The organism is Thermodesulfomicrobium sp. WS (assembly GCF_027925145.1).
Taxonomy (GTDB): Bacteria; Desulfobacterota; Desulfovibrionia; order Desulfovibrionales; family Desulfomicrobiaceae; genus Thermodesulfomicrobium.
Map to the genome: position 1 here is coordinate 514,738 of NZ_AP027130.1, position 13,674 is coordinate 528,411.

Annotated in this window: 12 protein-coding genes; 3 read left to right on the plus strand and 9 right to left on the minus strand. The window is 64.8% G+C overall.

Translation table 11 applies throughout. The annotated features are described in order from the left end of the window. Nucleotides 1-87: 87 nt before the first annotated feature. From pruA to ahbC, 7 genes are all read right to left on the minus strand, one after another. Entirely contained in the window at nt 88-3,090 is a 3,003-nt protein-coding gene (gene pruA, locus QMF81_RS02545; protein WP_281751731.1) for an L-glutamate gamma-semialdehyde dehydrogenase, read from the minus strand. 1 nt (nt 3,091) lies between these two features. Next, nucleotides 3,092-3,586 (minus strand): Lrp/AsnC family transcriptional regulator, encoded by a 495-nt coding sequence (locus QMF81_RS02550; RefSeq protein ID WP_281751733.1) that lies wholly within the window; start codon nt 3,584-3,586, stop codon nt 3,092-3,094. Between the two features lie 148 nt (nt 3,587-3,734). Beyond that, nucleotides 3,735-4,403, minus strand: a complete 669-nt coding sequence (gene rpe, locus QMF81_RS02555) for a ribulose-phosphate 3-epimerase (protein WP_281751735.1) — start codon at nt 4,401-4,403, stop codon at nt 3,735-3,737. Then, nucleotides 4,400-4,855, minus strand: a complete 456-nt coding sequence (ahbA, locus tag QMF81_RS02560; RefSeq protein ID WP_281751737.1) for a siroheme decarboxylase subunit alpha — start codon at nt 4,853-4,855, stop codon at nt 4,400-4,402. The genes rpe and ahbA overlap by 4 nt, the downstream gene beginning before the upstream one ends. A gap of 10 nt (nt 4,856-4,865) precedes the next feature. Next, complete coding sequence (gene ahbD / locus QMF81_RS02565; protein ID WP_281751739.1) at nt 4,866-5,966, minus strand: heme b synthase; 1,101 nt, start codon at nt 5,964-5,966, stop codon at nt 4,866-4,868. Further along, a complete protein-coding gene (gene hemB, locus QMF81_RS02570; RefSeq protein ID WP_281751741.1) occupies nt 5,963-6,940 on the minus strand; it encodes a porphobilinogen synthase in 978 nt (325 codons plus the stop codon). Before hemB ends, ahbD begins: the two co-directional genes overlap by 4 nt. Nucleotides 6,941-6,970: 30 nt before the next feature. After that, nucleotides 6,971-8,164: a 12,18-didecarboxysiroheme deacetylase gene (gene ahbC / locus QMF81_RS02575; RefSeq protein ID WP_281751742.1), complete on the minus strand. Its 1,194-nt coding sequence runs from the start codon at nt 8,162-8,164 to the stop codon at nt 6,971-6,973. Nucleotides 8,165-8,387: 223 nt separating this feature from the next. Here ahbC and QMF81_RS02580 point away from each other — a divergent pair, with 223 nt between their 5' ends. Genes QMF81_RS02580 through trmFO form a run of 3 tightly spaced genes read left to right on the plus strand, consistent with a single transcriptional unit; the run spans nt 8,388 to nt 10,951 of the window. Then, nucleotides 8,388-9,428: a response regulator gene (locus tag QMF81_RS02580; protein ID WP_281751745.1), complete on the plus strand. Its 1,041-nt coding sequence runs from the start codon at nt 8,388-8,390 to the stop codon at nt 9,426-9,428. A gap of 1 nt (nt 9,429) precedes the next feature. Continuing rightward, nucleotides 9,430-9,639, plus strand: coding sequence for a hypothetical protein (locus tag QMF81_RS02585; protein ID WP_281751747.1), 210 nt, complete (start codon nt 9,430-9,432; stop codon nt 9,637-9,639). Between the two features lie 10 nt (nt 9,640-9,649). Next, nucleotides 9,650-10,951: a methylenetetrahydrofolate--tRNA-(uracil(54)-C(5))-methyltransferase (FADH(2)-oxidizing) TrmFO gene (gene trmFO, locus QMF81_RS02590; RefSeq protein WP_281751748.1), complete on the plus strand. Its 1,302-nt coding sequence runs from the start codon at nt 9,650-9,652 to the stop codon at nt 10,949-10,951. Nucleotide 10,952: 1 nt separating this feature from the next. Here trmFO and plsY read toward each other — a convergent pair whose 3' ends face one another. Together plsY and QMF81_RS02600 are read right to left on the minus strand one after the other, a co-directional pair. After that, a complete protein-coding gene (gene plsY, locus QMF81_RS02595; protein WP_281751750.1) occupies nt 10,953-11,546 on the minus strand; it encodes a glycerol-3-phosphate 1-O-acyltransferase PlsY in 594 nt (197 codons plus the stop codon). An 87-nt stretch (nt 11,547-11,633) separates the two neighbouring features. After that, nucleotides 11,634-13,670, minus strand: coding sequence for an RNB domain-containing ribonuclease (locus QMF81_RS02600; RefSeq protein WP_281751752.1), 2,037 nt, complete (start codon nt 13,668-13,670; stop codon nt 11,634-11,636). Nucleotides 13,671-13,674: the final 4 nt, after the last annotated feature.

A 13,674-nucleotide genomic window follows, 5' to 3' on the forward strand; every position in this document is an offset into this window, starting at 1 on the left:
CAGAGGAGGACTCCGGGCGCGATGGTCGGACTGGGGCGCAGACGCCCCCCTGACCGCAGGGGGCGGCCAGGGGGGGCGGTAGGGGGCTCAGATCCAGTCGTCGTCTTCCATGGTCGGGGCAAAGCCGCGGCGCATGGTGTTTTCGCAGACGGTGCGCGGGTCGAGGAATTGGATGAGGTAGTCGGGCCCGCCGGCCTTGGAGCCCACGCCGGACATCTTGTAGCCGCCAAAGGGGTGGCGTTCCACCAGGGCGCCGGTGGAGCCGCGGTTGAGGTAGAGGTTGCCTACGTTGAACTCCCGGCTGGCGCGCTCCAAATGCCGGGGACTGCGGGAGAACACCGCACCGGTCAGGGCAAAGCGGGTGCTGTTGGCCCACTCCAGGGCTTGGTCGAAGTTCTTCACCTTCATGACGGCGAGTACCGGGCCGAAGATCTCTTCCTGGGCCAGGCGATGTTCCGGGGTGATGCCTTCCACGATGGTCAGCGGCACGTAATAGCCGTGATTGGGGACTTCCTGGCACAAGAGCACGCGGCCTTCCTGGCGGGCCAGTTCCACGTACTTGAGGATGGTGCTCTGGGCGCGTTCATCCACCACCGGGCCCATGAAGTAGGCGGGGTCCTCCGCCGGGCCGATGGCCAGTGCCCGGGCGCCTTCCACCAGGCGTTCCACGAAGCGGGGGTAGATGGACTCCACCACGATGACCCGGGAGCAGGCGGAGCATTTCTGCCCCTGGAAGCCGAAGGCCGAATAGAGCACTTCGCGCACCGCCTCGTCCAGGTCGGCGTCGTCATCGATGATGATGGCGTTTTTGCCGCCCATTTCGGCGATGACCCGTTTCACCTGGCTTTGGCCTGGATGCACGCGGGCGGCCTTTTCGATGATGTGCAGCCCCACCTCCATGGAGCCGGTGAAGGCGATGAGGGAGATGGCCGGATGCTCCACCAGGTAGTCGCCCATGACCGAGCTGCGGCCGGGCACGTAGTTGAACACCCCGTCGGGGATGCCGGCCTCGCGGTAGATGCGGCACAAGGTGGCGCCCACCACCGAGGAAGGGCTGGCCGGCTTGTAGAGCACAGGGTTGCCCGCCACCATGGCGGCGGAGGTCATGCCGCAGCTAATGGCCAGGGGGAAGTTCCACGGGGCGATGACTGCGGCGATGCCTTTGGGCTGGTACATGAGCTGGCTGAACTCCCCCGGGGCCCGGCCCATGCGCCGCGGTTTGCCCAGGCGCAGCATCTCGCGGCCGTAGTATTCCAAAAAGTCGATGGCTTCGGCCACGTCGGCGTAGGCCTGATCCCATTGTTTGCCCACTTCCAGGATCTGCCAGGCCGACAGTCGGTAGATGTCCTTGCGGGCGATGTCCGCGGCCTTGAAGAGATAGCCGGCGCGGTCTTCGGGCGAGAGATCCCGCCACAGGGGGAAGGCCTTTTGCGCCGCTTCCAGGGCCTGGTCGATGTGTTCGCGCCCTGCCTGGCACACGGAGCCGATGACTTCATCCGGGTTGGCAGGGTTCACGGAAGGAATGCGGTCGTCGGTGAACACCTCGCGGCCGCCGATCCACAAGGGATAGGTGCGCCCCAATTCCTGGCGCACGCTGGCGATGGCCTGCTGGAAGGCCTGACGCACGTCGGCGCGGGTGAAGTCGGCCATGGGCTCGTTGGTGAACGGCGGGATCGGTGCCGCCGAAGGGGCGCTCGTCCGGGCGGCGCGGCGGGCGCGTTCCCGGTCCAGGGTGATGAGCGGGTTTTCCAGCAGCCGTTCGATCTCCGCGGCTTCAGCGAAGGATTGGCGCAGGAAGGACTCGTTGGCGGTATTTTCCAGCAGCCGCCGCACCAGGTAGGCCATGCCGGGGAGGAGATCGCCGTACGGGGCGTAGAGCCGCACGCGGCGGGCCACATGGAGCAGGCCTTTGCGCACCGGCTCGGCCATGCCGTAGAGCGCCTGGAACTCGTAGCGGCTCTCGGGCACCTGGAGCTCGGCGGCCATTTCCATGACTGCAGCGATGGTGCGGATGTTGTGGGATGCGCAGGCGAAGTGGCAGATGTCGTGGTTTTCCAGGATGACCCGGGCCTGGCGCTCGAAGGCGGCGTCGGACTCGGCCTTGATGGTCCATACGGGAATTTCCCAGCCGTTCTGCTTGGCGATGACCGTTTCGTAGTCCCAGTAGGCGCCTTTGACCAAGCGGATGCCGATGGGGAGTTTCTTCTCCCGCGCCCAGGCCAGAAGCTCGGCCAGGTCGCGGTCGGTGTCCTTGAGGTAGGCCTGCAGCACCACGGCCAGTCCGGGATAGTCGTGGAATTCCTCACTGGAGCGCAGGCGGCGGAAGAGCTCCAGGGTGATGTCCTTGAACTTGTACTGCTCCATGTCGATGCACATCCAGCCGCCGAGCTCGCGCACCTTGCGGTAGATGGGGATGAGCCGCTTGAGGATGCCCTGCACCGAGCCCTCGAAGTCTTTGGGAGACGCCTGGGAAAAGAGGGCCGAGGGTTTTACCGAGACATTGAGCATGGGCGTCGTGCCCCAATCGAGGCTTCCGCCGCCGCCCAGGCCCGTCCATTTGGGGAGCTCGCCGCGCAGGGCGTCGAGGAGCTCCAGGTAGCTTTTCAGGTACGCCTCGGCCTCGGCCTCGCTCACCGTGGCCTCGCCAAGGATGTCCACCGTAAAGGCAAACCCGTCTTTGCGCAGCTTGCGCAGGGTCTTGATGGCGTCCTGGGTATTTTCACCGATGATGAACTGCTTGGCCATGGATTCGATATTGGCGCGGATGGTCTTGGCCACGAGACCGGCGGCCAGCTTGCCGCCAATGCCGCCCATGGCGCCGGCGCCCCACTTGAGGACCTTGGGGATGTCCTGGTCTTCGCCGGAAAAGTACTCTTCGATGTGCCGAGACAGCGATTCGGATGTGTTGAGGTAGGGCAGTACATCCACAAATCGGAACAGCTGGACCTTGAACTGTTCGTTCTGCATGGCCCAGTCCATGACCTTCCCCGTCCACCATCCCTTGTTGAAGATGGACGGCGCCTCGCCGGCGATGCTGGCAAAGAACTCTTTGCCCCGGTTCATGATGCGCACATCGAGATTGGATTGCATACTAGCCTCCGTTTTTGGAATTTTTCCGGCCGCCCTTCACCGGGATGTGATCCAGGCAAAGGGATTGGGTTTCTTTGATCGTTTCGAGGACCAATGTCGTGCGGCTGTCCTGGACACCGGGGATTTCCCCGAGTTTTTTCATGAGCGCCACCTGATCTTCGGTGTCCCGCACCCGGACCTTGATGAGGTAGTTGTATTCGCCGGCGGTCCAATGGACTTCGAGCACCTCGGGGATGGCGGCCAGGGCGTGTCCGATGGCCGAAGACCCTACAGGCTCGTTGGTCTTGATGAGCACGAAGGTGCTCAAGGTGAGCCCAAGACGACGGGGGTCGAGGCGGACACTGGCACCGGTGATGATGCCGCGGGACTCCAGCTTGCGTACCCGCTCCAAGGTCCCGGAGGGGGCCATGCCGATGCGCCGCGCCAGCTCGGCATTGGTAATTTTGGCGTTTTCTTGAAGAAGGTTCAGTATCTGGATGTCGATTTCGTCGAGCATGCTTGTTTTCCTCGTTTTTTTCGCTTTTAGTTCGATTTTTTTCGGTAGTCAACGATGGCCGTTGGAAAACGGCGGCCGATGGAAAAAAGCGCCCCTGGCCCGGAAGTGGTGGGCGAGGGGCGCTTGAGGGGGCCTGGGGGAAGAGGCGCTAGTTGGCGGTGTCACCCATGGCCGCACGAAAGGCGGCCAAGCGCTGGTCGTAGGGCGGGTGGCCGAAGAAGGCGGAACCGGACACGAGCACCGTGGCCCCGAGGCGCACGAGCGCTGCGGCGTTGTCCACCGTGACGCCGCCGTCCACCTGCAGGTGGATGGGTTTGCCGGTGTCGCGGATGCGCGCGGCGGTGTGGGCGATCTTGGGGAGGGTGAGGGGCAGAAAATGCTGCCCGCCAAAGCCGGGATTGACGCTCATGATGAGCACCAGGTCCAGGTTTTCGAGGATGTAGTCCAGGACCGTCAGCGGGGTCGCGGGGTTGAGGGCGAGTCCCGCCTGCATGCCCGCGTCGTGGATGGCCTGGATGGTGCGCTCCAGGTGCACGCAGGCCTCGGCGTGCACGCACAGCAGATCGGCCCCGGCGTCGGCAAAGGCAGTGATATAGCGGTCCGGGTGTTCGATCATGAGGTGGACGTCGAAGAACAGGCGGCTTCGGGCACGCAGTTTGGCGACCACCGGTGGGCCGAAGGTGATGTTGGGCACGAACTGGCCGTCCATGATGTCCCAATGCACCCAGGAAAGTCCGGCTGCCTCCAGGGCGGCCAGCTCCTCGGCCAGGCGGCCGAAGTCTGCGGACAAAAGCGAGGGAGACAGGATGGGGGTCATGCGTCGTCTCCCATTTTGAAGTCCACCTGGATTTTGTACATCTTGGAGGCCGGCAGGTTGAGGATGGGGATGCCGGTGGCCTGGGTGATGCCCGCCAAGGTGGCGGCCACGTCCTCCGGCGACGGGCCGATGAGGGTGAACCACACGTTGTAGCGGTGGGCGCGCAGGTAGTTGTGGGTGACCCCTGGGTGGCGGTTGACCTCGGCGACGAAGGCGTCGAGCCGGTCTTCCGGCACGCACGCCGCGCACAAGGTGGAGTGCCAGCCGAGCTTGCGGGACTGGAAGTTGGCGCCGATGCGGCGGATGACCCCGCGGGCCGTGAGCGCCCGCACCCGGGCCAAGGTCTCGGCCTCGGTAAGGCCGAGGCGCTCGCCGAGCACGGCGTACGGCCGCGGTTCCAAAGGAAAGTCCGTTTGGATGATGTCGAGGAGTTGGCGGTCGATGGCGTCCATGGGAGGTATCCTAGGAGGATTGGCGTTGCAGTCGGGCCGGGGTGTACGAGCACAGTGGCTCTTCGGCCATGTGGTTGCCGCGCATGGTATGGGCGCGGGCCCGGCAGCCGCCGCAGACCTTGTGGTATTCACATACCCCGCACTTGCCTTGGTATTGGGACTGGTCCCGGAAGGCGCGGAAGATGGCGCTGTTGCGCCAAATCTCCGGAAACGGCGTGGTGCGCACATCCCCGCAGGCAAGTTCCAGATAGCCGCAGGGCTGGACGATGCCCGTGTGGGAGATGAAGCAGAAGCCAATACCGCCCAGGCAGCCGCGGGTATGGGCGTCCAGGCCAAAGTTTTCCGGCGTCACCGGGATGCCCTCCTCTTTGGCGCGCTGGCGCAGGATCCGGTAGTAATGGGGGGCGCAGGTGGCCTTGAGGCTCATGCTCGTGGTCTTGCGGAAGTCGTAGAACCAATGGAGCACCTGTTCGTATTCCGTGGCGCTGATGATCTCTTCCTCCATGGAGGCGGCCCGGCCGGTGGGCACGAGCAGGAAGATATGCCAGGCCGCGGCCCCGAGCTTTTCGCAGAGTTCGAAGATGCGCGGAAAGCGCTCCATGTTGGAGCGGGTGACCGTGGTGTTGATCTGGAAGGGGATCCCCGCCTGCCGCAGATGTTCGATGCCGCGCAGGGCGCCGGCAAAGGCGCCGGGCACGCCGCGGAAGGCGTCGTGGGAGGCTGCGTCCGGGCCGTCGATGGAGATGGAGCAGCGCTGCACGCCGGCGGCCTTCATGCGCTGGGCGGTTTCGGCGGTGATGAGGGTCCCGTTGGGCGACATGACCGGCCGCAGGCCCAAGGCCGCGGCATGGGCCACGAGATCGTAGACATCGGGGCGCAGCATGGGGTCGCCGCCGGTGAAGATGACGATGGGGCTTCCCACTTGGGGGAAGGTGTCGATGAGGGCCACGGCCTCTGCTGTGGAGAGCTCGTTGGGATACGGCTCCAGATGGGCCTCGGCCCGGCAATGCTTGCAGGCCAGATTGCAGGAGCGGGTCACCTCCCAGGCGATGAGCCGGCAGGCAGGGGCCTCTGTGCTGGAAGCATGGGCAGCGGCATGCGGATGGGTCATGGGATGAGTCCTTGCTGGATGAGGTCCGCCGCGAAGTAGGTGAGGATGAGGTCCGCGCCGGCGCGTTTGATGGCGGTGAGACTTTCCAGGGCCACGGCGGTCTCGTCCATCCAGCCGAGTTTTCCGGCGGCCTTGATCTGGCTGTATTCCCCGCTCACCTGATAGGCGGCCAGCGGCAGGTCCGTGACCTCCCGCAGGGTGCGCAGCACGTCCAGATACGGCAGGGCGGGTTTCACCATGAGCATGTCTGCGCCTTCGGCCTCGTCGGCCAGGGCCTCGCGCAGGGCCTCGCGGCCGTTGGCCGGGTCCATCTGGTAGGTCTTGCGGTCGCCGAACTTGGGGGCGCTTTCCGCCGCTTCCCGGAAGGGGCCGTAGAAGGCCGAGGCGTATTTTACGGCGTAGGAGAGCACGGGAATGTGGGCGAAGCCTTCCTGGTCCAAGGCCGTCCGGATGGCCGCCACCCGACCGTCCATCATGTCCGAGGGCGCGATGATGTCCGCACCGGCCTTGGCTTGGCTGACGGCGGTGCGTGCCAGAAGCTCCAAGGTGGGGTCGTTGGCCACCTCGCCGTTGGGGAGCACGATGCCGCAATGGCCGTGGGAAGTGTACTCGCACAGGCAGGTGTCGGCCACGACGATGAGCTCGGGCCAGCGCTCCTTGATGCGGCGGGTGGCCTCTTGGACGATGCCGTCCGGCGCGTAGGCCCCTGAGGCCCGCTCGTCCTTGGCCTGGGGGATGCCAAAGAGGATGACCGCAGCCAGGCCGGCGGATACCGCCGGCTCCATGTGGGCGATGAGCCGATTCAGGCCCAATTGGTACTGGCCGGGCATGGAGGCGATGGGTGTTTCGGCCTCGGGGTTGGACTCGACCACGAAGTAGGGTTGGATGAGATCCAGGCGCGTCAGCCGCGTTTCCCGCACCAAATCTCGTAAGGCGGCAGTACGGCGCAGACGGCGGCCTCGGAAGAAGGTCATGGCAGGCTCCTTGGTGTGGGGGCGGGCCGCCTAGAGCGGCTCGCCGGTGATTTCGTCGTCCGTGAGGTAGCAGGCCGGGTCCGGTGCCCAGAAATCGCCGGTGGCGGCCTCGGCCCGGGCGCGGAAGTTACCGCCGCAGATATTGAGGAACCGGCAGCGGGCGCAGCGGCCCGTCACATGGGGGCGTTTGTCCTTGAGCTTCTGGAGGAGCTCGATGGACGGGTCGTCCCAGATGGCGGAGAAGGGCCGCTTAAGGACATTGCCAAAGGTGATGTGGCGCAAAAACTGGTCCGCGTGCACCGAGCCGTCCCAGGAGATGCAGGCAATGCCCCGGCCCGAGGAGTTGCCCTCATTCATTTTGAGCAACTCCAGCACTTCGGCCGCCCGCTGGGGGTTTTCCCGCAGCAGTCGGAAATAGACGTAGGGGCCGTCGGCGTGGTTGTCCACGGTGAGCACTTCTTTAGGCTTGCCGCGCTCATGCAGATCGCGGGTGCGGTCCATGATGAGGTCCACCACGGCGCGGGTTTCGGCGTGGTCCAAGTCTTCGTTCATGAGCTCGGAGCCGCGGCCGGCATACACCAGATGGTAGAAGCAGATGCGCGGGATCTCCATCTGCTCGATGAGGTCGAAGAGGTGTGGAATTTCGCCGGCATTGCGTTTGTTGATGGTAAAGCGCAGCCCCACCTTGAGGCCTTCGGCCTGGCAGTTTTCCACGCCTTTGAGGGCCTGGCGGTACGATCCGGTGACGCCGCGGAAGCGGTCGTGGATGGTCTCGGCGCCGTCCAGGGAGATGCCCACGTAGGAGAGCCCCACGTCTTTGAGCTCGCGGGCCTTGGACTTGGTGATGAGGGTGCCGTTGGTGGAGATTACCGCGCGCATGCCGCGGGCAGTGGCGTACTTGGCGAGTTCCACCAGGTCCTCGCGCACCAAGGGCTCGCCGCCGGAAAAAAGCAGCACTGGCGCGCCGTAGGCGGCCAGGTCTTCGATCATGGCCTTGGCCTGTTCGGTATCGATGGGGTCTTGATGGCCTTTGGGATCGACGGCGTGGGCGTAGCAATGCACGCATTTGAGGTTGCAGCGCTGGGTCATGTTCCAGACTACAACCGGCTTTTTATCCTTGGAAAATTGGAGCAGATGCGAGGGGAGCGACCCGGAATGGCGGCCATAGCGCAAGGCGTCCGAAGGCTCCACCGTGCCGCAATAGAGTTTGGAGATACCGATCATTGTTCCTTCCTCGAAAGTTCGGGGCCGCACGAGGCCCTCTGTGGCGGGATGCCGGGGCAGGTTGCCTGAAGCCGCCCTGTTGTCAAGGAGCGCGCCGGGGTGAGGTGTTGATTCGGATGGAACCCTCGCGTAGGGCTTGCTACAGGTGCATACAGGTGCCAAGGGGCGCGTCAGAGGTGCTCGTTTGGGGGCGTTTTCGTGGCCTTGGGCTGTGGGAGGAAATATGATCGTTATCGTGACCGCCATCGATGCATACGCCCAGGAAGACCGACGTTTTCTCGTGGCCATGGGGCAGGCCGAGATCGTGCGGTTCTCCTCCGGTGCGGCGGCAGTGGATTTTGCCGCCCACAACGAGGTCGCCCTGGCCCTGGTGGACTCGGAAGTGGGAGACATGCCGCTTGCGGCCTGCATCGCGGCCCTGCGTACCAGCCGGCCTGGAGAGATGCGGCCCGTGGTGGCCATCTCCGCCCGCCGGGAAGAAGACTTTGTGTTGGAGCTCATCTCGGCCGGATGCTGCGGGTTGGTGGTGCGGCCCTTTGATCCCCAGGCGTTGGAGCGGCATGTGGCGCAGGGCTTGCGCATGTCCGCCAAAGGCGCTGCCCTGCAGGCCACAGTGAATCAGGCTCAGGGGCTCATGGCCGAAGGCCGGTTTGAAGACGCCATTGACGTGCTTTCCCTCACCGTGGGGGAGGACGAAGACATGGCGGAGGTCCTGTTCTTCAAGGGCTGCAAATTTCTCATGGAAAAACGCTGGTCCGACGCCATTGCCGCCTTCAATCAGGCCCTGGAGCAGAACCAGACCTTCATCAAAGCGTATGAAGGTCTGGCTGCGGCCTACAAAGGCAAGGGCGATATGGAGCGCTACCAGCATTACTTGCAAAAGGCGGCGGAAGAATACGCGAAAATCAACAAGTTCAATAAGGTGAAAGAGATTTTCGTGGAGATCCTCCGCCATGACGTCAATGCCCCCAATCCCTACAATACCCTGGGCATTCGCCTGCGCCAGAACAAACAGTACAAAGAGGCGCTGCAGGCGTATATGCGGGCATTGGAGTTGAGCCCCCAGGACGAAAACATCTATTACAACATGGCAAAGGCATACTTGTGTGATCGAAATATCGAAAAGGCATTGGAATGCCTGCGGCAATGTCTCTCCATTGCTGCGGATCACGCCGAGGCCATCAAGCTCTTGAATCGCCTCACAGGAGAAAAATCGTCGGATGATTCCGCGCCTTCTCCCATTCGTCTGTCCTTGGGAGGTTGATATGGCGGAACTTCGGGCCTGTCCTTTGTGCGGCAAACTCGTGGATATCGATACGGAGCGGCACAATCTTTTCCATTGCCGCAATTTTTTGCTTTCTTCCTACTATGCGGAGCGCAATCCCATCCGCCGGAAACGGCTTGCAGAGCGTGTGGAAGCCATCAATGCGCGGCTGGGGCTGCGCAGTATGAATCTCGTGGATACAGACGAATAAGGGGGCGCGTGTGCGCTATGTGGTTGTCGGCGCCGGCCTTGCGGGATGCGAGGCGGCGTTTGCCTTGGCTGAGGCAGGCCAGGACGTGCTGCTCATGGAGATGAAGCCGGGGCGGTTTTCCCCGGCGCATACCCAGCCCGGGTTTGCGGAGCTGGTGTGTTCCAACTCGCTGCGTTCGGCGGAGATGACCTCGGGTGTAGGGCTGCTGCAGGCCGAGATGCGGGACTTGGGGAGTCTGGTCATGGCCGCGGCCGATGCCACGCAGGTGCCGGCAGGCAAGGCCCTGGCCGTGGACCGGGAGCGGTTTTCAGCCTGGATTACCGAGCGCCTGAGTACGCATCCGCGCATCACCGTGGAGCACCGGGAAGTCACCGCTGTGCCGGATCCGGAGCACTGGGGGGCGCAGGCCGTGATCATTGCCGCAGGTCCGTTGGTGAGCGAGGCCCTGGCCGCGGATCTGGCCCGCGTGGTCGGGGCCGAGCATCTGGCCTTCTACGACGCCATCGCCCCCATCGTGGCCACGGACTCGGTGGATATGTCGGTGGCCTATTGGGGTTCGCGCTACGATCCCGAGGGGCGCGACTATCTCAACCTCCCCTTGGACGAAGCGGCGTACTTTCGTTTCGTGCACGCCTTGCGGGAAGGACGCACGGTACCGGCGCGAGAGTTCGAGGACGAACGCCATTTCGAGGGCTGCCTGCCCATCGAGGTCATGGCCGCGCGTGGGGACCTCACCCTGGCTTTCGGCCCCATGAAGCCCGTGGGCCTGCCGGACCCGCGCACCGGCACGGAGCCCTTTGCCGTGGTGCAGTTGCGGCCCGAGAACCGGGAGAAAACCGCGTGCAACATGGTGGGGTTCCAGACCAAGCTCACCTATCCGGAGCAGCGCCGGATCTTTTCCATGCTGCCGGGCCTTGCCGAGGCCGAGTTCTTGCGTCTGGGCAGCATGCATCGCAATACCTACGTCAATGGGCCGCAGGTGCTCACCCCGTTTTTGGAGCTCAAGGCCCGGCCCGGAGTCTATGTGGCAGGCCAGCTCTCCGGGGTGGAAGGATACGTGGAATCCGCGGCCACCGGGCTGTGGCTCGGGCTTTTTCTGGCGGGGCGCCTTCCGGGGCTGCCGCCCACAGAGACGGCCCTGGGCGCCCTTTTGGGACACGTACGCACGCCTTCGGCCTCGTTTCAGCCTTCCAACATCCACTTCGGTCTCATGCCCGCCCTGGCGGGCAAGCATAACAAACGCGCACGCAAGGCGCTCTATGCCCAGCGTGCGCGCGAGGTGTTCGCCGCGTGGTTGGCGGCCTGCGCGTAATCTACGCTTCTGGCTTGGCGCACTTCCAGGGAGTTTCGGTCCCGGCGAGCAAGCGATCGATGTTGTCTTGGTGTTTCCAGAAGATCAGGGCCGAGGCCGCCAGGGTGGGCACCAGTACGCTCCAGGATCCGGAAACGAGGAGCATGATCGGCAGGGCTGCGGCCATGGCCAGGGAAGCGAGGGACACATAGCCGTAGAGGTGCAGGGCCAGGAAGAAGACCAAGACGCTCAGCACCGTCGCCCCTGGGGCCAGGGCCAAAAATGCGCCCACGAAGGTGGCCACCCCTTTGCCGCCTTTGCCGTGGAGAAAGACCGAGAACATGTGCCCGCAGATGGCGGCAAGCGCCGTCAGGGCCAGGAAGAATCCGGAATCGCTGACCGCTTGGGCCAAAAGCACCGCCACGAAGCCCTTGGCGATATCGAGGATGAGGGTCCAGAGCCCTGCGCCTTTGCCGCAGACCCGGGCCACGTTGGTGGCGCCGATATTGCCACTGCCTTCGGTGCGGGGATCCTTGCCGCAGCGCAGTGCGATGATGAGCCCGAAGGGGACTGCGCCGAGAAGATAGCCGATGATGAGCACGAACAGCTTGGCCATAGGAGTCTCCTTTTTTCGAGAAATGGGATATGCGCGCCCCTACCACAAGGAGGGGTGGGTCTCAAATGGAATTCGTCCCCGGCGCCCCTACACTTCGAAGGCCTCCAGGATGCGGGCCTCGCCGCACAGTGGGTCCACCCGGCCGAGGCGTAAGTGAAACCGCTGTCCCACCCGCAGCTTGTCGCCGAAGACCTTGCGCGGCGCTTTGAGGAAGAGGGCGAGGTCCGGCAGCGCCACGGTGGCCAGGGGTGTCCCGGCATCCACGAGCACTGCCGGGAAGTGGCGGGTTTTGGCGCGCTGCCGCAAGTATTCGAACTTCCAGTATCTGGGCCGGGTGCGCTGCACCTGGCCCACCATTTCCGCCCGCAGGCAGAGGCTGGGGAGCAGGGCTTCCAGGTCGGCATGGGAAAAGGGCGGCGGCGTGCCGTGGAGCACGGCGAGGATTTGCCCCATGTTGATCAGATCCACGTAGCGCCGCAGGGGCGAGGTGAAGGTGGCGTAGGCCTTGGCCGCGATGGTGGCGTGGCGGCGGGGGACGCATTCCAGAAGCGATGGTCCCATGCGGCCAAGGATGCGGTAGATGTCCTGAGGCTCGCTCCAGACGCCGGCGCACTCCGGGGGAAGGCCGATGTTCTGGGTGCGGAAAAGGAGCGGGATATGCTGCTCCACCGCCAAGGCCGCCAGGGCGGTGTTGGCGAGGATCATGAATTCCGACACCATGGCCTGGGCGTTCGGCGTGCTGGCCGGGGTGTGGACGCGGACCTCGGGCTGGTCGCCGTGAAGGGAAATAGTCGGGTCCGGCTGCTCGGTGATGACCGCGCCGTGCTGGATGCGGCGCTGGCGAAGGGTAAGGGCCGCGGCGAGGGCGGTTTCGAGCATGGGGACCTTGCCGTCGCGCAGCGCCTTTTCCACGGCCTCGTAGGTGGTGTTGGCCGCGATCCGGACTCGGGCGAGCTGCGGGGTGCATTGGGTGATCTCCCCGGCGGCATTTACGCGGCATTCCACCACCAGCGCCGGCCGCGGACCGTCCGCCCGCAGGCTCAGCGCCTCGGTGCCCAGGGCCTCGGGGAGCATGTGGCTCACCCCTTCGGGCAGATACAGGGAGGAGAAGCGGTGGCGCACCGCAAGGTCCAAGGGGCTGTGCCAGGCCCAGGCCAAGGCCGGACAGGCCAAGACCATCTGCACGCGCCATCCCTCGCCTTCGGCCTCGGCCCAAAAACCGTCGTCGATATCCTGGGTGGAGGCTGCGTCCACGGTGATGAAGGGCGTGGCGACCTGGGGAAGGTCCGCCTCGGCGTGCGCGGTGCGCAGGCGTTCCACTTCTTCGGCAAAGGCGGCGGCCCAGGAGGGCTCCCAATCGTACTCCGCCCGGGCAAGATGCACGTTGTAATGCCGTGGCACGATCCCCCAGGCTTGGGCCAAGAGGAGTTCCATCCAAGGTTCTTCGGGCAGGCCCTGGGCCATGGTCTTCCACAAGGTTTCGCTGTCCCGGTCGTCCGGGGCGGTGATCCGGGTCATGAGCAGCGCGCGCAGCTTGGCTTCGTGCTCCGCGTCCGCCTGCGGCAGGGGCGTGGCCTTGCCCTGGGCGCGGTCCCAGAGGGCGCGCAGGAAATCCTGCCCAAAGCCCACCAGACGGCGGCGCTCTTCGGCGCGGCGCAGCTCTTCTTGGCGCCGCAGGACCACGTCTTCCGGGAAGATCTCGAACTGCGGCGGGTTGAAGCGGAAATGGGTCTTGGTTTGCAGGAGCTTGCGGCCCAAGGCGGCCAGGTGGTCGGGGGTGGGATCCGTGAAGATGAGGCCGCCGAGCCAGAGGATGTCCGCCTGGGCGAGTTCCCCTTGGGCGAGCTCCCAGATCTCCAGGGTGTCGATGGATTCCGCCAGGGTGTCCCGGCGGCTGTGATGGGTGCGCAGGGCTTCGAGCATCTCGCTGCGCGACGCACCGGCGGCCTGCACCGGGCCGGTCCACGGCAGGATGCGGGAGACCGGCAGCTTGGCCTCCCGCTGGGCGATGGTGAAGACGCGGGTCTTGCCGGAGACGGCCTCCAGCACCCAGGCGATGACGGGCTGGTTGTCTTGGAGGAACTCCACGATGCAGCCCGGCTGCACGGCAGGCAGATGGGTCATGCTC

Excerpts from the sequence above, each read along its gene's own strand:
- pruA (WP_281751731.1), bottom strand. The coding sequence starts at position 3,090 with ATGCAATCCAATCTCGATGTGCGCATCATGAACCGGGGCAAAGAGTTC.
- QMF81_RS02550 (WP_281751733.1), bottom strand. The coding sequence starts at position 3,586 with ATGCTCGACGAAATCGACATCCAGATACTGAACCTTCTTCAAGAAAAC.
- rpe (WP_281751735.1), bottom strand. The coding sequence starts at position 4,403 with ATGACCCCCATCCTGTCTCCCTCGCTTTTGTCCGCAGACTTCGGCCGC.
- ahbA (WP_281751737.1), bottom strand. The coding sequence starts at position 4,855 with ATGGACGCCATCGACCGCCAACTCCTCGACATCATCCAAACGGACTTT.
- ahbD (WP_281751739.1), bottom strand. The coding sequence starts at position 5,966 with ATGACCCATCCGCATGCCGCTGCCCATGCTTCCAGCACAGAGGCCCCT.
- hemB (WP_281751741.1), bottom strand. The coding sequence starts at position 6,940 with ATGACCTTCTTCCGAGGCCGCCGTCTGCGCCGTACTGCCGCCTTACGA.
- ahbC (WP_281751742.1), bottom strand. The coding sequence starts at position 8,164 with ATGATCGGTATCTCCAAACTCTATTGCGGCACGGTGGAGCCTTCGGAC.
- QMF81_RS02580 (WP_281751745.1), top strand. The coding sequence starts at position 8,388 with ATGATCGTTATCGTGACCGCCATCGATGCATACGCCCAGGAAGACCGA.
- QMF81_RS02585 (WP_281751747.1), top strand. The coding sequence starts at position 9,430 with ATGGCGGAACTTCGGGCCTGTCCTTTGTGCGGCAAACTCGTGGATATC.
- plsY (WP_281751750.1), bottom strand. The coding sequence starts at position 11,546 with ATGGCCAAGCTGTTCGTGCTCATCATCGGCTATCTTCTCGGCGCAGTC.
- QMF81_RS02600 (WP_281751752.1), bottom strand. The coding sequence starts at position 13,670 with ATGACCCATCTGCCTGCCGTGCAGCCGGGCTGCATCGTGGAGTTCCTC.